16 protein-coding genes are annotated in these 19,074 nt (G+C 66.6%); 10 read left to right on the top strand and 6 right to left on the bottom strand.

Going from position 1 to position 19,074, the window contains the following annotated elements; genetic code table 11:
* Window positions 1-71 precede the first annotated feature (71 nt).
* Complete coding sequence (gene cydB / locus DIE08_RS07970) at window positions 72-1,079, bottom strand: cytochrome d ubiquinol oxidase subunit II (RefSeq protein WP_124901546.1); 1,008 nt, start codon at window positions 1,077-1,079, stop codon at window positions 72-74.
* A gap of 3 nt (window positions 1,080-1,082) precedes the next feature.
* Window positions 1,083-2,483 carry a cytochrome ubiquinol oxidase subunit I gene (locus tag DIE08_RS07965; RefSeq protein WP_059605895.1) on the bottom strand — a complete coding sequence of 467 codons (1,401 nt, stop codon included), beginning with the start codon at window positions 2,481-2,483 and terminating at the stop codon, window positions 1,083-1,085.
* A gap of 407 nt (window positions 2,484-2,890) precedes the next feature.
* Here DIE08_RS07965 and fdhD point away from each other — a divergent pair, with 407 nt between their 5' ends.
* From fdhD to moaD, 5 genes are all read left to right on the top strand, one after another.
* Window positions 2,891-3,760 (top strand): formate dehydrogenase accessory sulfurtransferase FdhD, encoded by an 870-nt coding sequence (gene fdhD / locus DIE08_RS07960; RefSeq protein ID WP_124901545.1) that lies wholly within the window; start codon window positions 2,891-2,893, stop codon window positions 3,758-3,760.
* Window positions 3,760-4,974 (top strand): gephyrin-like molybdotransferase Glp, encoded by a 1,215-nt coding sequence (gene glp, locus DIE08_RS07955; protein ID WP_124901544.1) that lies wholly within the window; start codon window positions 3,760-3,762, stop codon window positions 4,972-4,974. Before fdhD ends, glp begins: the two co-directional genes overlap by 1 nt.
* Before the next feature lie 202 nt (window positions 4,975-5,176).
* Window positions 5,177-6,295, top strand: coding sequence for a GTP 3',8-cyclase MoaA (moaA, locus tag DIE08_RS07950; protein ID WP_124901543.1), 1,119 nt, complete (start codon window positions 5,177-5,179; stop codon window positions 6,293-6,295).
* A gap of 46 nt (window positions 6,296-6,341) precedes the next feature.
* On the top strand, window positions 6,342-6,905 hold the full coding sequence (locus DIE08_RS07945; protein WP_124625499.1) for a molybdenum cofactor biosynthesis protein MoaE: 564 nt from the start codon (window positions 6,342-6,344) through the stop codon (window positions 6,903-6,905).
* A gap of 70 nt (window positions 6,906-6,975) precedes the next feature.
* Complete coding sequence (gene moaD / locus DIE08_RS07940; RefSeq protein ID WP_124625502.1) at window positions 6,976-7,233, top strand: molybdopterin converting factor subunit 1; 258 nt, start codon at window positions 6,976-6,978, stop codon at window positions 7,231-7,233.
* A gap of 58 nt (window positions 7,234-7,291) precedes the next feature.
* Here moaD and DIE08_RS07935 read toward each other — a convergent pair whose 3' ends face one another.
* A complete protein-coding gene (locus tag DIE08_RS07935; protein WP_124901542.1) occupies window positions 7,292-7,954 on the bottom strand; it encodes a glutathione S-transferase family protein in 663 nt (220 codons plus the stop codon).
* 169 nt (window positions 7,955-8,123) lie between these two features.
* Here DIE08_RS07935 and DIE08_RS07930 point away from each other — a divergent pair, with 169 nt between their 5' ends.
* The 3 genes from DIE08_RS07930 to acnB all read left to right on the top strand — a co-directional run bounded on the left by DIE08_RS07930 (window position 8,124) and on the right by acnB (window position 12,226).
* Window positions 8,124-9,134 carry a YafY family protein gene (locus DIE08_RS07930; RefSeq protein ID WP_124901541.1) on the top strand — a complete coding sequence of 337 codons (1,011 nt, stop codon included), beginning with the start codon at window positions 8,124-8,126 and terminating at the stop codon, window positions 9,132-9,134.
* Window positions 9,131-9,292, top strand: coding sequence for a hypothetical protein (locus tag DIE08_RS35555; protein WP_185715835.1), 162 nt, complete (start codon window positions 9,131-9,133; stop codon window positions 9,290-9,292). The genes DIE08_RS07930 and DIE08_RS35555 overlap by 4 nt, the downstream gene beginning before the upstream one ends.
* Before the next feature lie 348 nt (window positions 9,293-9,640).
* On the top strand, window positions 9,641-12,226 hold the full coding sequence (gene acnB / locus DIE08_RS07925) for a bifunctional aconitate hydratase 2/2-methylisocitrate dehydratase (protein WP_124901540.1): 2,586 nt from the start codon (window positions 9,641-9,643) through the stop codon (window positions 12,224-12,226).
* 122 nt (window positions 12,227-12,348) lie between these two features.
* On the opposite strand, the gene DIE08_RS07920 is transcribed toward acnB, so the two are convergent.
* Window positions 12,349-13,272 (bottom strand): LysR family transcriptional regulator, encoded by a 924-nt coding sequence (locus DIE08_RS07920; RefSeq protein ID WP_124901539.1) that lies wholly within the window; start codon window positions 13,270-13,272, stop codon window positions 12,349-12,351.
* 67 nt (window positions 13,273-13,339) lie between these two features.
* On the opposite strand from DIE08_RS07920, the gene DIE08_RS07915 reads away from it, so the two are divergent.
* Window positions 13,340-13,957, top strand: a complete 618-nt coding sequence (locus DIE08_RS07915; RefSeq protein WP_124901538.1) for a LysE family translocator — start codon at window positions 13,340-13,342, stop codon at window positions 13,955-13,957.
* Window positions 13,958-14,081: 124 nt separating this feature from the next.
* Here DIE08_RS07915 and DIE08_RS07910 read toward each other — a convergent pair whose 3' ends face one another.
* Window positions 14,082-15,506 (bottom strand): PLP-dependent aminotransferase family protein, encoded by a 1,425-nt coding sequence (locus DIE08_RS07910; RefSeq protein WP_124901537.1) that lies wholly within the window; start codon window positions 15,504-15,506, stop codon window positions 14,082-14,084.
* Between the two features lie 678 nt (window positions 15,507-16,184).
* Window positions 16,185-17,597, bottom strand: coding sequence for a PLP-dependent aminotransferase family protein (locus DIE08_RS07905; RefSeq protein ID WP_124901536.1), 1,413 nt, complete (start codon window positions 17,595-17,597; stop codon window positions 16,185-16,187).
* Between the two features lie 231 nt (window positions 17,598-17,828).
* Between DIE08_RS07905 and DIE08_RS07900 the strand changes: the two genes are divergently transcribed.
* Window positions 17,829-19,058 (top strand): FAD-binding oxidoreductase, encoded by a 1,230-nt coding sequence (locus DIE08_RS07900; RefSeq protein WP_124901535.1) that lies wholly within the window; start codon window positions 17,829-17,831, stop codon window positions 19,056-19,058.
* Window positions 19,059-19,074 lie beyond the last annotated feature (16 nt).

Raw genomic sequence — 19,074 nt, 5'->3', positions numbered from 1 at the left:
GACGCGATTCACCGCGCTTGCGCGTGATGATACGCCCGCGCACACCCTGCCCCGTCACCGGAGCGCGCCGGTCAGTGATAGCCGGCGTCACCCTCGCGAACCTTGCCGCGGAACACGCGGTACTGCATCGCGTTGTACACGAGGATGACCGGCAGCACGATCACAGTGCCGACGAGCGCGAACATCTGGCTCGAATGGCTCGACGACGCGTCCCAGATCGTCAGCGACGGCGGCACGATGTTCGGCCAGATGCTGATCACGAGCCCGGTGTAGCCGAGGAACACGAGCGCGAGCGTCAGCAGGAACGGCGTCGCCTCGTGCTCGCGCTTGACCGTGTGGAAGATGCCCCACACGCACGCGACGACGAGGATCGGCACCGGCAGGAACCAGCCGAGGTTGCCGCTGCCGAACCAGCGGTGCGCGACGGCGGGCAGCCCGATCACCGTCCACAGGCTGACCACGGCCATTACGCCGAGCAGCACGCCTGTGAGCGGCTTCATCAGCTGCCGCATCTTGCGCTGCAACTCACCGTCGACTTTCAGGATCAGCCAGCCGCAGCCGAGCGCCGCATAGGTGACGAGCACGCCGATCCCGCAGAACAGGCTGAACGGCGACAGCCAGTCGAACGGCCCGCCCGCGAACTGGTTGTTCTCGATCTTGATGCCCTGCAGCAGCGAACCGAGCACGATCCCCTGGCAGAACGCCGCGAGCGCGGAGCCGCCGATGAATGCGAGATCCCACATGTGTTGCGTGCGGGTCGCCTTTGCGCGCAGCTCGAACGCCGCGCCGCGGAAGATCAGCCCGACCAGCATCAGCACCAGCGGCAGGTAATTCGCCGGCAGCAGCGTCGAATACACGACCGGGAACGCACCGTACAGGCCCGCGCCGCCGAGCACGAGAAAGGTCTCGTTGCCGTCCCATACCGGCGCGACGGTATTCAGCATGACTTCGCGTTCGGCCTTCGCGTCGAAGAACGGAAACAGCAGGCCGATGCCAAGGTCGAAGCCGTCGAGCATCACGTAGATGAACACGCCGAGGCCGATGATCGCGGCCCACACGACAGGAAGATCGATGAGCATGGCTTACTCCGCTTCGGTGACATTCAGCGGCGTGGACAGCGCGCTCTTGCGCAGCCCCGGATGCCGGTGCAGCTCGATGTATCCGGCCTCGGCGGCCGGCCCGCGCTTCATCAGTTTCATCATGTAGTAGATACCCGTCCCGAACACCAGGAAATACACGACCACGAAGATCAGCAGCGACACGCCGACCTGCTGCGCGCTGAGCGGCGCGACCGAATCGACTGTGCGCAGCACGCCGTACACGGTCCACGGCTGCCGCCCGACCTCGGTCGTGATCCAGCCGGCCAGCAGCGCGACGATACCCGACGGCCCCATGCCCACCACGAACCACTGGAACCAGCGCGTCTCATACAGGCGCCCGCCCTTTCTCAGCAGCAGCCCGAGCAGCGCGGTCAGCAGCATCAGCATCCCGAGGCCCGCCATGATCCGGAACGTCCAGAACACGATTGGCGAATACGGGCGGTCCTGCGGCGGGAATTCCTTCAGCCCGCGGATTTCGCCATCCCAGCTGTGCGTGAGGATCAGGCTGCCGAGGTGCGGCACCTGGATCGAATAGCGCGTGGTTTCGGCCTGCATGTCGGGCAGCCCGACGAGGTTCAGCGCGGTGCCGCCCTTCTCGGTTTCCCACAGCCCTTCGATCGCCGCGATCTTCGCCGGCTGGTATTCGCGCGTGTTCAAGCCGTGCGCATCGCCGGCGACGATCTGGATCGGTGCGAGCAGCAGCAGCATCCACAGCGCCATCGAGAAGCTGCGCTTCACGGGCTCGTCGCGACGCCCCTTCAGCAGGTGCCACGCGCCGCACGCGGCGACGATGAAGCCCGCGACAATGAACGCCGCGATCGTCATGTGCACGAGACGGTACGGAAACGACGGATTGAAGACAACCTTGAACCAGTCGACCGGCACGACGAGACCGTTCTCGATCTTGTAGCCCTGCGGCGTCTGCATGAAGCTGTTCGACGCCAGGATCCAGAACGTGGAGATCAGTGTGCCGACCGCGACCATCAGCGTCGCGAAGAAATGGGCGCGCGGGCTCACGCGCTGCCAGCCGAACAGCATCACGCCGAGAAAGCCGGCTTCGAGGAAGAACGCCGTCAGCACCTCATACGTGAGCAGCGGGCCCGTGATGTTGCCGGCGACGCGCGAGAAGCCCGCCCAGTTCGTGCCGAACTCGTACGCCATCACGACGCCGGAGACGACGCCCATCCCGAAGCCGATCGCGAAGATCTTCGACCAGAACTGGAACATGGATTTGTAGGCGGCATCGCCGGTGACGAGATAGCGCCATTCCAGCACCGCGAGAAAGCTCGCCATGCCGATGCTGATCGCCGGAAACACGATGTGGAACGACACCGTGAACGCGAATTGCAATCGGGCGAGATGGAACGCATCGAAGATTTCCATGACCGTAATGTGCTCGTGGTTGTGAGAACGTCAGCTCGAAGCAGGAAGTCGCGCGACGGCTTCGCGACGGCACGTGCAAGCGTGGACGGATCGCGAGGCACGGCAACGAAGCGTGAATGACGATATCGCGTTTCCGACGATACTCGCAATCGCGCGAACGTGCGCTGAAACTGTGCTTTCCCCTGGGCCGAAGATGTGTGTACGGAAAACCCGTTGCGGGGCCGCGAGGCCCTCAGCTGTACTGCTTTCCGCACCGCGACGCTGTGCATCCGCCGCACGGCCGAACGCCCGTACCATCGACTCGTAGCCTGCCGGTGGCGAGCCGGCGCGACACCGCGCACCACCCCGGCATAATTCGCGCCCATCGCTCGGCGCACGCGCCGAGCGATCTCCCAGGAGAAAACAGCATGGAGCCCAACGACCGCCCCGACGATCCGGCCGGGAGCTGCGCGTGTCACGTGACGCGTCATCGTGCCGGCGAATCATGGGACACCGTCGATCGCGTCGTCGACGAAACGCCGGTTGCACTCGTGTTCAACGGCATCGCACACGCGGTGATGATGGCGACGCCGATCGACCTCGACGCGTTCGGCCTCGGCTTCGCGCTGAGCGAAGGGATCGTCGAGCGCGCGTCGGACGTCTTCGACATCGAAAGCGAATATCGGCCGACCAGCGCCGAAGTACGGCTGACCGTATCGCAGCAGGCGTTCATGGCGCTGAAGGCACACCGGCGCGCGCTGGCCGGCCGCACCGGCTGCGGTGTCTGCGGGATCGAAAGCATCGCGCAGCTCGACCTCCATCCGCCGCGCATCGCGGCCGCGGGTGCGGCGGCCGGCATCGGTGCCGACGCCGTCGCGCGCGCGGCCCGCGCGTTGCCGCAGCGGCAGCCGCTGATGCGGGCGACCGGCGGCATCCATGCGGCCGCATGGTGCGACAGCGACGGCGCCGTTCAGGAAGTCTTCGAGGACGTCGGCCGCCACAACGCGCTCGACAAGCTGATCGGCTGGCTCACGCGGCGTCGCGCCGACCTGAGCGCGGGCTTCGTGTTCCTGTCGAGCCGCGCGAGCTACGAGCTCGTGCGCAAGGCGGCGCGCGTCGGCATCCCGATGATCGCGACGATCTCGGCGCCGACGTCGCTCGCGATCGACGTCGCGCGCGAAGCCGGCGTGCGGCTGCTCGGCTTCTGCCGCAACGACGGCTTCGTCGAATACGTGTCGCCCGACGCGCTCCCGCTACCCGAACCAACGCGTGCGCAACCGCGTGCGCTCACCGCTTGATGAAACCCCTGACCGATTTCGATACCGCCCAACGGCAGTTCGCCGCCGCGTTCGCGCCGCCGCATGCGGCCGTCTCCATTCCGGTCGAGCAGGCGGCCGGCCACGTGCTCGCCACGCCGCTCTCTGCCGTGCTCGACCAGCCGCCCGCCGACCAGAGCGCGATGGACGGCTATGCGGTCCGTCACGCCGACCTCGAACACGGCGAGCCGCTGCGCGTCGCGCAGCGCTGCTACGCGGGCGACGCGCCGTCGCCGCTGGCACCGGGCACGGCAGCGCGGATCTTTACCGGCAGCCTGATTCCGCCCGGTGCCGACACCGTCGTGATCCAGGAGCACGCGCGCGAGCAGGACGGCGGCGTCACGTTCGACGCACCGCAGCGCAGCGGATCGCATATCCGCCGCCGCGGCGAGGAAGTGCGCGCCGGCGACCTGCTGATGCCTGCCGGCGTGCGGCTCGGCGCGATGCACGTCGGCGTCGCAGCCGCGCAGGGTTGCGCGCGCATCGCCGTGCGGCCGCCGCTGCGGGTCGGCATCCTGACGACCGGCGACGAACTCGTCCCGTGCGGCGAGCCGCGTGCGCCCGGGCAGATCTACAACAGCAACGCGCCGATGCTCGCGGCTCTGGTATCGGGAACCGGTGCCGGCGTCACCGCGAGCGAACACGCCGCCGACACGCCGGCCGCCGTCGATCAGGCACTGCGCGAAATGGCCGCGCGCTGCGATCTGGTCGTCTGCGTCGGCGGCGCATCGGTCGGCGACAAGGACCTGCTGCGCCCCGCGCTGACCGAGCTCGGCGCGTCGTTCGTGGTGTCGGGCGTGCGGATGAAACCGGGCAAGCCCGTCGCGCTCGCGCGGCTCGACGAACGGCCCGTGGTGCTGCTGCCCGGCAATCCGGGCGCGGCGATGATCGCCTTCGCGCTGTTCGTCGCGCCGCTGATCCGCTGTCTGCAGGGACGCGACGACTGCCTGCCGGCCGTACCGTCGCTGCCGATCGACATCGACGCCGAACCGGATGCGCAGCGCGAACGCTTCGTGCGCGTGCGCCGCACCATCGACGCCACCGGCGCGCCCGTCCTCGACACACTGCGGCAGCAAGGCGCCGGCGCGCTGCAATCGCTGCTGCAGGCGACCGGGCTCGCACGGCTGCCGGCCGGCCGACGCATCGCACGCGGCGACGCCGTGCCGTATTACGATTTCGCGCACTGGCTCGCATGAGCACGAACATGAGCATGCGGCGGCTCGCCATGCCCACCTTTCGCGCATCCAGGATGACGAACTGTATTCCTGTATTCCAGGCGGGATTGTGTCTCTGCCGATGGAGTCCGGCGACCTATCCTCACGATGAGGCTCGTCACGATCCCTACGCCGACACGTCGGCACACGCACGGCCGATCGGCGACGCCGTTCCGCTCACTTCCTGCAGGCAGACGAACCCATCGTGAATGCCATCGCTTCCGCGCCGGCCGCCGCCGAATCCGGCAGCGCATCGCCCGGTGCCTTCTCCCGCCCGCTCGACACGCTCGCGCGGCCGCTGCGCGATCTGCGGCTGTCCGTCATCGACCGGTGCAATTTCCGCTGCGGCTACTGCATGCCGCGAGACAGCTTCGGTTCCGACTATGCGTTCATGCCGTCGTCCGAGCGACTGTCGTTCGCGCAAATGGAGAAGATCGCGCGCGCGTTCGTCTCGCTCGGCGTCGAAAAGATCCGCATTACCGGCGGCGAGCCACTGCTGCGCCGCAACCTCGAAGCGCTGATCGAACGGCTGGCGACGCTGACGACCGTCAACGGCAAGCCTGTCGAAATCGCGCTGACGACCAACGGTTCGCTGCTCGCCGCCAAGGCACGCGCGCTGCGCGACGCGGGCCTGTCGCGCGTGACCGTGAGTCTCGACGCGATCGACGATGCCGTGTTCCGCCGGATGACCGACACTGACGTGCCGGTGGCGCGCGTGCTGGCCGGCATCGAGGCCGCGCAGGCGGCCGGGCTCGCGCCCGTGAAGGTCAACGCCGTGATCGAGCGCGGCGCGAACGACGGCCAGATCCTGCCGCTCGTGCGCCACTTCCGTCATAGCGGCGTGGCCGTGCGCTTCATCGAATACATGGACGTCGGCGGCGCGAACGCGTGGTCCGGCGACAAGGTCGTGCCGGCCGCGCGGATGCGCGAAATCATCGAAGCGAGCTATCCGCTCGTGCTCGTCGGCGAACCGGGACACGATGCCACCGCGATCCGCTGCCGGCACATCGACGGCGCGGGCGACGTCGGTTTCATCGCGAGCGTGTCGCATCCGTTCTGCGGCACGTGCTCGCGCGCACGCGTGTCGGCCGACGGCCAGCTCTATACATGCCTGTTCGCGATGCAGGGCACCGACCTGCGGCCGTGGCTCGACGATGCCGAATCGATCGACCGCCTTGCCGACACCGTGCGCGCGCGATGGATGCGGCGCGACGACCGCTATTCCGAACGGCGGGCCACGCGTGCGGCCAGGCCGTCGGGCAAGACCCATCCGATCGTGCGCATGTCGCTCGTCGGCGGCTGACGGGCTGCCGCGCGAAGCGGAGCGCACCGCCTACTGGAGAACCGTCATGACCAGATTCACCGAATCCCGTGCCGCGTCATCCGACGATCCGTCGCGTGACGGCGGACATTCCGAACCCGTCGACCCACACACCGAGCCGCCGCCGGCGATCGCAGCCGGATTCGAGGTGCGTGTGCAGTACGCGACGATCGACGCCGGCGCCGAGATCGCGCCGTTCATTCGCAATCCGAATGTCGGCGCGGTCGTGAATTTCCTCGGTGTCGTGCGCAACGAAGGCGACGTCGACGACGTGATCGCGCTGGAAGTCGAGCACTATCCGACGATGACCGAGCAGGCGCTGTGGAGCATCGTCGAGGAAGCCAGCGCGCGCTGGCGGCTCGAGGCGGTCAGGATCGTGCATCGCGTCGGGCGCATTCCGCTCGGCCACGCGGTCGTGATCGTCGTGGTGGCCGCCGCGCATCGCGCGCCGGCGTTCGATGCGTGCGAATTCATCATGGACTTCCTGAAGACGCACGCGCCGTTCTGGAAGAAGGAGATCCGGCACGACGGCGTGGCCGGCTGGGTCGAGCCGAAGGCGCATGACGATCAGGCGATGCGTCGATGGGGATGAACGTGCCGGCCAACGCCTTTCCGATTCCGCCGATATCACCGACTTCACCGATTTCGCTCGGGACATCGCAATGAAACTGACGATCAAATACTTTGCGAGCATTCGCGAACAACTGGATACCGACGAGGAAGTCATCCAGATCGATGCGCATGAGCTCACCGTCGACGCGCTGCGCGCCACGCTCGCCGCACGCGACGCGCGCAGTGGTGAAGCGCTGCGGATAGACCGGCCCGTGCGCGCGGCCGTGAATCGCGAGATGGTGACCGGCGGATTCGTCGTGCGGGAGGATAGCGAGGTGGCGTTCTTTCCGCCGGTGACAGGCGGGTGATTCGTGCACATCCAGCGGCGACTGACAGATCGTAGCCGCTCGATGCGCAACGGGGTGGCTAATAGAGCCCGCGAAGAAAATCCGGAACCGGATGGTCGATCGAAGCGAGATAATCCGCCATCGCACCGGCCACTTTCCGCACGGCCGGACGCGCGGTCATCCGTTCGCGCCAGGCGAGCAGGTTCGGTGTCTCCGCCGTCATCGGCGCGCCCTTACGCGCGCCGAACAACTGCGCCATGTAGAACGCGATGTCGGCGTACGAATAGCTTTCGGCGAGGAATTCCCGGTCCGCCAGCACGCGCTCCATGCGTCGACAGTATTGCCGCGCTTCGCCGCGTGCGGCCTGTGCCGCGGGATGATCCGGCGTCTCTTCGAGGCCCATCAACCGGATCACGTGCGGAAAATAAACCTCGTCGCTGCAGTGCTCGAGCTGACGCGCCACCGCGCGCGCTTTCGGCTGCGCGGGCCATAGCGCCGGATCGGGCTTCAGGTCTTCCAGGTACTCGAAGATCTGCGTGGAATCGAAAATCTCCAGGTCGCCGTCGATCAGCACCGGCACCTGACGCTTCGGATTGATGCGCAAGACGTCCGGATGCTTCGGATCATAGCCGCGCTGCTGGCTGAACGGCACCAGCACGCGCTCGAAGGCGATGCCCTTCTCGTGCGCCGCAATTTCGACTTTCGCGCCGAACATGCTCAGCGGACCCGTGATGATTTTCATGTGTCGCTCTCCTCGATGGGTTTCGCGCAGCGGCCTTCACGTGAGCACCGCCCGCGTGTCGGCAAGCCCGCGCCCGACTCCGTTGCGCGCAGGCCGATCGCGGATGTGTCGGATCATAGATCCGATAACATGACATCCTGTGTCATGTATTCCGGATCAGGTGCCGCACATGAAAGCCAGCCGGCTGTTGTCGATCATGATGATGTTGCAGGCGCGCGGCCGCATGACCGCGCCGGCGCTGGCTGCCGCGCTGGAGGTGTCCGAGCGGACGATCCTGCGCGATATCGACCAACTGTCGACGGCCGGCGTGCCGATCTGGGGCGATCGCGGACGCAACGGCGGTTTTCAGTTGCAGGAGGGCTGGCGTACCGATCTCACGGGACTGACCGAGCAGGAGGCACATGCGTTGATTCTGGCGGGTCTGCCGGGGCCGGCGCGAGAACTCGGGCTCGACGGGATGGCCGCGTCCGCGCGGCTGAAGATGATCGCCAGCCTGCCGCCGGACTCGCGCGAGCATGCCGATCGTGTCGCGAGCCGGCTGCATGTCGATACCATGGATTGGTATCGGGCGCAGGAAACACCGGCGTTTCTGCGCGAGGTCGCCGATGCCGTATGGCAGTCGCAGCGGATCGAGGTGACGTACGAGAGCTGGCGTGGCGTGTCGCGCCGGGCACTCGATCCCCTCGGCCTGGTGCTCAAGGGCGGTGCGTGGTACGTGGTGGCGAAGGTCGCCGGCAAGCGCGATGCACTGACTTTTCGGCTCGCGAACATTCGGGAACTCGCGGCGTCGCGCCGGCGATTCAAGCGGCCCGCGCGGTTCGACCTGCCGCAGCACTGGCGTGATGCGATGAGCCGGTATGAGGCGGAGCTTTACCGGTTGAGCGCGCACGTCGCGGTGTCGGCGCGCGGAGAGCGCTGGCTGGTCAATGCACGCGTGAAGGTCGTGCCTGTCCTGGAGAGCGCCGGCGATGCCGCGGTTCGGCCGGGATGGAAAGAATTCCTGATGCCGATCGAATCGATCGAGCACGGTGCGCGGAAGCTGCTTGGATATGGTGCGGAGTTGAAAGTGCTCGGGCCGCGGGAACTCGTGGTTCGATTGACCGACGAGGTTGCAGCGACGAAGGCGCTGTACTCACCCGCGCCGCTAACGATAGACGACGCTCCAACATTCGCGGCGTGATCAGCGCGAAGTTGCTCGCACTCGCCGTGTTCACCGCGCACACCACCGTGATGGGCGCTTTTCGGACGCCGCCGCCGGTCGAGACCGCCTGGATCGGCATCGGTGTCTTCATCCTGCTCTATCTTGCTCGTCCCGCTCGTCATCCGTTGGGATCCTGAAGCTTCCTGACCTCGACCGGTACGCCTCTGAATTTTCCACATAATGAAATCGCGCCGGTCGAGCGAATGCCTCCTCTGCGACCTGCGTACGCCCCACAGCGCCCCGATCCGCGGTCACTCCCTGCACCACGCCGCTACCTAATCCGCCGAATTCTTCCGCAAGGTGCGCCGCGACAGCACGCGTTTCTCGACGTCCCACATTCAACTCTTATATAAGACATAAGACATTTGACGCCTGACCATATTGGGATTAGAATCCCGTCCAAGCAGTGAAGCAGTGTCCGGAACAGCAGCCTCGGCGTGCCTGGAAAGCCCTTCCCCTGAAACGCAATCTCAGCAGGTCCCCCCATGCTTGAAAACTTTCGTGCTCACGTGGCCGCCCGCGCCGCGCTCGGTATTCCTCCCCTGCCGCTGACGGCTCAGCAAACCGCCGAACTGGTGGAACTGCTGGCGTACCCGCCCGCAGGCGAAGAGCAGACGCTGCTCGACCTGATCACCCACCGCGTCCCCGCCGGCGTCGACGAAGCCGCGCGCGTGAAGGCCGGCTTCCTGGCCGCCGTCGCGAAGGGCGAGACGGCCTGCCCGCTGATCTCGCGCGAGCGCGCGACCGAACTGCTCGGCACGATGCTGGGCGGCTACAACATCCAGCCGCTGATCGAGCTGCTGTCCGACGACGCAGTCGCGGCCGTCGCTGCCGACGCACTGAAGAAAACCCTGCTGATGTTCGACCAGTTCCATGACGTGAAGGAACTCGCCGACAAGGGCAACGCGCACGCGAAGGCCGTGCTGCAGAGCTGGGCTGACGCCGAATGGTTCACGAGCCGTCCGGAAGTGCCGGAAAGCCTGACCATCACCGTGTTCAAGGTCACGGGCGAAACCAACACTGACGACCTGTCGCCGGCCCCGGACGCCACCACCCGCCCGGACATCCCGATGCACGCGCTGGCGATGCTGAAGAACGCGCGCCCCGGCATCACGCCGGAAGAAGACGGCAAGCGCGGCCCGGTCAAGTTCATCGAATCGCTGAAGGACAAGGGTCATCTGGTCGCCTACGTGGGCGACGTGGTCGGCACCGGCTCCTCGCGCAAGTCGGCCACCAACTCGGTGCTGTGGTTCACCGGCGAAGACATCCCGTTCGTCCCGAACAAGCGCTTCGGCGGCGTGTGCCTCGGCGGCAAGATCGCCCCCATCTTCTACAACACGATGGAAGACGCCGGCGCGCTGCCGATCGAGCTCGACGTGTCGCAGATGAACATGGGCGACGTGGTCGAACTGCGCCCGTACGAAGGCAAGGCACTGAAGGACGGCAATGTGATCGCCGAATTCCAGGTCAAGTCCGACGTGCTGTTCGACGAAGTGCGCGCCGGCGGCCGCATTCCGCTGATCATCGGCCGCGGCCTGACCGCGAAGGCGCGTGAAGCGCTCGGCCTCGCACCGTCGACGCTGTTCCGCCTGCCGCACCAGCCGGCCGACAGCGGCAAGGGTTTCTCGCTCGCGCAGAAGATGGTCGGCCGCGCATGCGGTCTGCCGGAAGGCCAGGGCGTCCGCCCGGGCACGTACTGCGAACCGAAGATGACCTCGGTCGGCTCGCAGGACACCACCGGCCCGATGACCCGCGACGAACTGAAGGATCTGGCCTGCCTCGGCTTCTCGGCCGACCTCGTGATGCAGTCGTTCTGCCACACCGCCGCTTATCCGAAGCCGGTCGACGTGAAGACGCACCAGACGCTGCCGAACTTCATCAGCACCCGTGGCGGCATCGCGCTGCGCCCGGGCGACGGCGTGATCCACTCGTGGCTGAACCGCATGCTGCTGCCCGACACCGTCGGCACCGGCGGCGACTCGCACACGCGTTTCCCGATCGGCATCAGCTTCCCGGCAGGCTCGGGCCTGGTCGCGTTCGCGGCCGCCACCGGCACGATGCCGCTGGACATGCCGGAATCGGTGCTGGTCCGCTTCAAGGGCAAGATGCAGCCTGGCGTCACGCTGCGCGACCTCGTCAACGCGATTCCGCTGTACGCGATCAAGCAGGGCATGCTGACGGTCGCCAAGCAAGGCAAGAAAAACATCTTCTCGGGCCGCATCCTCGAAATCGAAGGCCTGCCCGATCTGAAGGTCGAGCAAGCGTTCGAACTGTCGGACGCATCGGCCGAGCGTTCGGCAGCCGGTTGCACGGTGCACCTGAACAAGGAACCGATCATCGAGTACCTCAACAGCAACATCACGCTGCTGAAGTGGATGATCGCGCAGGGCTATCAGGATCCGCGCAGCCTGCAGCGCCGTATCGTGGCGATGGAGCAGTGGCTGGCCGACCCGCAACTGCTGTCGCCGGATGCCGACGCCGAATACGCGGCCGTCATCGAGATCGACCTGGCCGACATCCATGAACCGATCGTTGCGTGCCCGAACGATCCGGACGACGTGAAGACGCTGTCCGACGTCGCCGGTGCGAAGATCGACGAAGTGTTCATCGGCTCGTGCATGACCAACATCGGTCACTTCCGTGCCGCATCGAAGCTGCTGGAAGGCAAGCGCGACATCCCGGTCAAGCTGTGGGTCGCGCCGCCGACCAAGATGGACCAGAAGCAACTGACGGAAGAAGGTCATTACGGCGTGTTCGGCACGGCCGGCGCCCGCACCGAAATGCCGGGCTGCTCGCTGTGCATGGGCAACCAGGCGCAGGTGCGCGAAGGCGCGACGGTGATGTCGACGTCGACCCGCAACTTCCCGAACCGCCTGGGCAAGAACACGAACGTGTACCTCGGCTCGGCGGAACTGGCGGCAATCTGCTCGCGTCTCGGCCGGATCCCGACCAAGGACGAGTACATGGCCGACATGGGCGTGCTCAATGCCAACGGCGACAAGATCTACAAGTACATGAACTTCGACCAGATCGAAGACTTCAAGGAAGTCGCCGACACCGTGCAGATCTAAGCATGCGGTCGAGCTACGGCGGGCTGTGCCCGTCGTGGCGACACGCAATGGCGCCACGGGCTGAATGCCTGCGGCGCCATTTTTTTATGCTGCCGGCATCGCGCATCGATCCGGCTCACGCGTCAGACCATCGTCTTCAGCCAATCGCGCAGCGCCCACTGCGCGCTCCCGTCCTTCACGGGCGCCGGCGTCAGCAGACAATAGTGCGAGCCGTCCTCGACGAAACCCATCGGCGCGACCAGCACGCCGCTTTCGAGGTCATCGCGAACGAGATGCCACGGACCGATTGCGACACCCAGCCCCGCGACGGCCGCCTGAAGGCTGAAATAGAAATGGTCGAACACCTGCCCGCGCCCGCTGCCCGGCGGTCGATGCGCGGCCGCCGCCCATTCCTTCCACGCGTCCGGCCGTGTCCGGGCATGCAGCCGCGGCGCGCCGCGCTTCAGCGCGCGACCGTCCCGGCTGCCGGAAAACCACATGTCCACCTTGTCGGGCCGGCACACCGGCCCCACCCTTTCTGCGAACAGTTTCTCCGCGTGATAACCGTCGGGCCACGCAAAGTCATTGCGGCGGATCGCCATGTCGATGCCGTGGTCGAACGAGAACGGGCCACCCGCCGCGGCGAGGTGGATGTCGACGCCCGGGTAGATTGCCTGGAAGTTCGGCCAGCGCGGGATCAGCCAGCGCATCAGCAGCGTGGGTTCGCACGACAGCACCGAACGCTGCGCACGGGCCGCCTCGGTCCGCAATTCATGCGCGGTCTGCCTGATCAGATGCAGACCTTCATGGACGGCCTGCGCCAGCTTGCGGCCTGCATCGGTCAGGAACACACGCCGACTGCGCCGCTCGAACAACGCCACGCCCAGATCGTCTTCGAGCAGACGCACCGCGCGACTGACGGCGCCGTGCGTCACGTGCAATTCGTCGGCGGCGCGGCTGAAATGCTCATGGCGCGCCGCCGCCTCGAAGCAGCGCAGTGCCATCAGCGACGGCAGACTGGCGCGAACATTCTGTGACTCCAACTCACCATCTTGGTCAGAAATCATCGCTTTTCCTGGTGAACCGTGATCCCTAATATTGGCGCATCACGGTGAAAATCAAAAGGACGATGCAATGACGGAATGGATACTCGTAGTCACCATCACTTTACTCGCGGTCATCAGCCCGGGGCCGGATTTCGCGATGGTCACGCGCAACAGCCTGATGCTGTCGCGCCGGTCGGGCTTGCTCACCGCATGGGGGATCGGGCTGGGCGTGACGGTACATGTGAGCTATACGCTGCTCGGCGTCGGACTGCTGATCCGTCAATCCCTGTGGCTCTTCAATACCGTGAAGCTCCTCGGGGCGATCTACCTGATCTACCTCGGCGCGAAGATGCTCACAGCCAGGCCCGCTGGCGGCCAGCCCGCAACGCATGCCGCGCCGCTGTCCGATCTGGCGGCGCTGCGCACCGGTTTCCTGACCAATGCGCTGAATCCGAAAACCACCGTGTTCATCGTCAGCCTGTTCATGCAGGCCGTTCGCCCCGACACGCCATTGATCGTGCAGATCGGCTACGGCCTGTTCATCGCGCTGGCGCATGCGGGCTGGTTCAGCCTGGTGGCCGTCTGCTTCTCCGCCCGGGCCGTCCGCGATCGTTTGTTATCCTTACGTCAATGGATCGACCGCGCCTTTGGTGTCCTGCTCGTCGGCTTCGGGATCTTGCTGGCCGTTGCGCGCGGCAGTCGCTGAGCATCACGCGCTCGACCGGAGCGATGCACCTCGCGCGCGTGTCCGGGTTTCTGCGCGCGAGGGCCGGCTGATCGCCGCGCGCCACCATCTCGGCCGGTGCGTGCGACGCGCACCGGCCTTCACTTCATCGCACGCACGAGGCCGCGAGCTTCCCGACCGCGATCACCGCCCGCTCGATCTCCGGCGACCATGGGCTGCTGTAGTTCAGCCGGATGAAGTTCCGGTAGTTATCGGTAATCGAGAACATGTAGCCGGGGCCGATCGTGATTCCCTGCTCCAGCGCGAGCTGATACAGCCGCATCGCGTCGACCTGCACCGGCAACTCGACCCACAGCACGTAGCCGCCGGCCGGGCTGGAGATGCGCGTGCCTTCAGGGAAGAATCGCGACACCATCGCGCGCATCAGGTTCGCCTGCTGCGCATACGCCTTGCGCAAGCGCCGCAGGTGATGCTCGTAGCCATCGCGTTCGAGAAACTCGGCGATCGCGAGCTGCGGCAGCGACGGCGTGGCCAGCGTGTTCAGGAACTTCAGCTTCTCGACCTGATCGCGATACCGGCCCGGCAACGCCCAGCCGACCCGGTAAGCCGCCGTCAGGCTCTTCGAAAACGATGCGCAATGCAGCACGATCCCGTTGCGGTCGTAGGACTTCAGCGTGCCCGGATGCGACTCGCCGAAATACAGTTCGTTATACACACCGTTCTCGATGATCGGCATGTCGACGCGGGTCGCGAATTCCACCAGTTCGCGCTTGCGCTCGTCGGGCATCTGGAAGCCCAGCGGATTCTGGAAATTCGGCATCACCATGCACGCGGCGATCGGCTGCGACTTTGCGATTGCCGCCAGCGCGGCGATATCGATCCCGTATTCCGGATGCGTCGCGACCTCGATCGCCTTCATCCCCATCCGCTCGATCGCATGCAGCATCGCGTAGAACGTCGGCGACTCCACCGCGATCGTGTCACCCGGTTTCGCGACCGCCTGCAGGCACAGGTTGATCGCCTCCGTCGCGCCGACCGTCACGATGATCTCGTTCGGGTCGACCGACATGCCGTTTTCCAGGTAGCGCCGTGCGATCTGCCGGATCAGGCGCGGATGGCCGGGCGGCAGCCCGTCGGTCACGCCCCACAGCGACTTGTCCCGGCCGGCCGCATACGCGTAGCGGTTCAGCTTCTCGAACGGAAAGAGGCTCGGATCCGGATACGGCGAACCGAGCGGCACCGCGTCGTCGGTGCCGATCGAGCGCAACGTCGACAGCACGAGCCGGCTCATGTCGACCGACGACGAAATCGCGATCGGCTTCGACGGCCGCAGCTCGCGCACCGGCGCATGGTTGTCGTCGCGACGCAGGTTCACGAAGTAGCCCGACTGCGGGCGGCTTTCCAGCAGCCCGCGGCTTTCGAGCAACAGGTACGCGTGCAGCACGGTCGTGATGCTGATCCGGTGCTGCTGGCTCGCCTGCCGCACCGACGGAATCCGGTCGCCGTGCCGGTACACGCCCTGGCGGATCAGACGTTCGATGTCGTCCGCGAGTTTTTCGTAGAGCTTCATTGCGTGCTCCCCGCCGCCCAGCGCATGCGCGCCGCCGCCCCGTGCACGCCCGTTCCGTGCGTGTGCTGCCTGCTGACCAGGCTGTCGTGATGCCTGATTGCTCCCTTGGGTTTTGCCTTTTCCATCGCAGTGGCTCGCTTTTGAAGATGCGCCGGAAGGCCCGTGATGTCTGGGCCTGCGGCACTGTGCACTTGATGATGGAATCTTAAAAGCAGAACAGTTGACGCAGAGTACACACATCGGACACGCACAGAAGAGTACAGTTCGTCGCGAATTTGCGGCTTCGGGCGAACTGTACGTCTTACGAATCAGGGGCGGAGAGCGGCGACCGGAGAGCAATACGACTTGACGCGCAGCGCCGTGGGCGCTGGCTGGTCATGCCCGACCGGCCAGACGGGAAAAGGTCGAGGCGGCCCGAGCTGCACCGCCATGAAGATGGCGCGAGAGCGATGGGGCGTGCGGCACGGGCGGCGGCGAGCCGAAGATGAAGGGCTCGGGACGAGATGCGGACGCTGCCCGTTGGCGCAACGCGCTGCGGCTGTTCACCTGCGCCCGGTGCGGGCACCGACGTCGGTCTGCCCGACACGGGGAGCGAACCGGCAGTATCGTCGCTACCGCGGACGAAACGCTGCCGCGACGTCGATGTGGTTGCGGGGTTGCCGGCGCAAGCGGCGCGCGTCAGACCGACCCGAACAGCGCGCGCGGCCGGTCCTTCAGTGTGCCGGCCAGAATCCGCAGCCCGTTCACAAGTTCGTCGCGCGTCGCCGGGCACGCGAGGTTGATGCGCACGCCGTGCTCGATTTCCGCGCGATCAACCGCGAACGTCGACGACGGCATCACGATCACGCCGCGCGCCTTCGCGTTCGCGGCGAAGTCGTCGGCGCGCCACGGCGGTGGCAGTCGCAGCCACACGAACATGCACGCAGGATCGGACTTCAGCTGCCCGGCCGGCAGCAGCTCCCGCGCAAGATCGACGCGCGCGCGGATCTCCGCGAGTTGCGCGGCCATGATCCGCTCGGCGGTGCCGTCCTCGATCCATACCGTCGCGATCAGCATCGACGTGGGCGCGGGCATCCATGCGGTCGTGCGCACTGCTTCCGCGCACAGCGCGACGCTGTCGCGCGGGCAGCTCAGGAAACCGAGTCGCAGCCCGGGCGCAAGGATCTTCGACGTCGCGCCGATATGGAACGTCAGTTCGGGGCACAGCCCCGCGATCGCCGGCAACCGGTCGCGCACGAGCGGGCCATACACGTCGTCCTCGATGATCGTCACGTGATGGCGCCGCGCGATGTCGACGAGCGCCATCCGGCGCGCGAGGCTCATCGTCGTCACGGTCGGGTTCTGCAGGTTCGGCACGACGAAGATCGCCTTGACCGGCATGCGCTGGCAGATCCGCTCGATCTCGTCGGGCAGCAGGCCGTCGTCGTCGGCAGGCGCGCTGACGATCTCGAACTGGAACACCGGCGCGAGCGCCTTGAGCCCGTAATACGTGAGGCGATCGGCGACGATCACGCCGTCGGTGCCGATCAGGCTGTTCAGCACCGCATACAGCCCGTGCTGCGCACCGCTCGTGACGACCACCTGGTCGCTCGACGGCGCGAAGCCGGGCGCGGCAAGCCACCGCGCGCCGGCCGCGCGCGCCCAGTCGGGCCCCTGCGGCGGCTGGTATTCCTGCAGCGCGGCGAAACGCGGGTCGTTCGGCAGCGTGGCGAATGTCTGCGCGAGGCTCGCGAGAAAATCGCCGGTCGCCGGGCGATTCACGGTCAGGTCGATCACGCCGTTGCCTGCCGCGAGCGACGCACGGGCCGGCGCGATGCTCGGCATCGCGCCGCCGGTGACGAGCGAGCCGCGGCGCTTGCTGCCGATCACGAGGCCGCGCAGTTGCAGTTCCTTGTACGCGCGGGACACGGTCGACACGTTGATGCCGAGCTCGGTCGCGAGCTGGCGCTGCGGCGGCAGGCGGCTGCCGGGCGGATACATGCCGTTGCGGATCTCCGCCTCGATCGAGCTCGATACCTCGACATAAGTCGGCCGCTTCGCCTGCACCGGCGCACCACCGTCGCGCTCGCCGGAAAGTTTGTCTGATGCCATTTATCGCCTGTGACCACACAAAAAACGTTTGTCTGCCATTTTGGCCTGCCCAGCGATTGTATATGACATCCCCTCCCCGTCAAACGCCAGCGGAAAAGTCTGTCGAATCAACCGATTCAAATCGGGTAAACACTAGCACCACACAATCTGATTTTGATTGCACACAAAAATTTACTGTGTGATTCTTAATCTCAACTTTGTGTGAATCATGTGTGCCGGAGGGGATGCGTCATGGCGAACGTCGCCATCGTGGGTGCAGGCTTCATCGGGCTCGGCGCGGCGGCATGGCTGCAGCGCGACGGGCATCGCGTGACGCTGTTCGATCCGGCCGGCGTCGGCCACGGCGCGTCGTTCGGCAACGCCGCGACGTTCGCGCCGTACGGCTGCGTGCCGGTGAACGGCCCGTCCGTGTTCCGCAACATCCCGCACTTCCTGTTCGCCGCCGACAGCCCGCTGCGCATCCGCTGGCCGTACCTGCTGCGCGGCGCGCCGTGGCTCGCGCGGTTCCTGCTCGCATCGACGCCCGCGCGCCACGCGCAGAGCGCGAGCGCGCTGGCCGCGCTGCTGTCGCGCGCCGCCGACGGCTATGCGCCGCTGCTGTCCACCGCGCGGCTCGCGGCGTTCGTGCGGCCGCGCGAATGCCTGTACCTGTACGCACGGCAGGCGTCGTTCGATGCCGCCGAGCCGTCGCTCGCGCTGCGGCGCCGGCTCGGCGTGCCGTTCGAGCTGCTCGACGCGAACGCGATCCGCCGGCTCGAGCCCGCGCTCGCGCCGATCTTCTCGCGCGGCGTGCTGTTCGTCGGAAGCTGGCATTTCTCCGATCCGCACGGGTTTCTCGGCGAACTGTTCGCGCATCTGGCAACCGGCGGCGCGACGCTCGAACGCGAGCGCGTCGAGCGGATCGAGCCCGTCGGCAACGGCGTAAACGTGCATGCGGGCGGCTCGGTGTGCGCCTTCGATCACGTCGTCATTGCCGCGGGCGCCCGCTCGCGTGAATTCGCGGCCGCGTGCGGCGATGCCGTGCCGCTGGATACCGAGCGCGGCTATCACGTGCAATTCGCCGCGCATGAGCAGATCGTCACGCGGCCGGTCGGCTGGGCCGAGCGCGGCTTCTACATGACACCGCTCGACGAAGGATTGCGCGCGGCTGGCACCGTCGAACTCGGCGGCTTCGACGCGCCGATGAACCACTCGCTCGTCGCGCTGCTTACGCGCTCGGCACGCGAGGCGCTGCCGTCGCTCGGCGCACCGACGCGCAGCTGGCTCGGCTTCCGGCCGACGCTGCCCGACGGCGTGCCGGTCATCGGCCGCGCACGCGACAGCACACGCGTGATCCACGCATTCGGTCATCAGCATCTCGGCGTGACGCTCGCCGGCATCACCGGGCGGATCGTCGCCGACCTCGTCGCCGAGCGCTCGCCACCGCTGGACCTCACGCCATACCGGGCCGCGCGATTCTGACGCGCGCCGCGATTTC

Source organism: Burkholderia sp. Bp9004, from assembly GCF_003858025.1.
In the GTDB taxonomy this organism is placed as follows: domain Bacteria; phylum Pseudomonadota; class Gammaproteobacteria; order Burkholderiales; family Burkholderiaceae; genus Burkholderia; species Burkholderia diffusa.
This window is presented reverse-complemented; position numbering and strand designations above follow the sequence as displayed.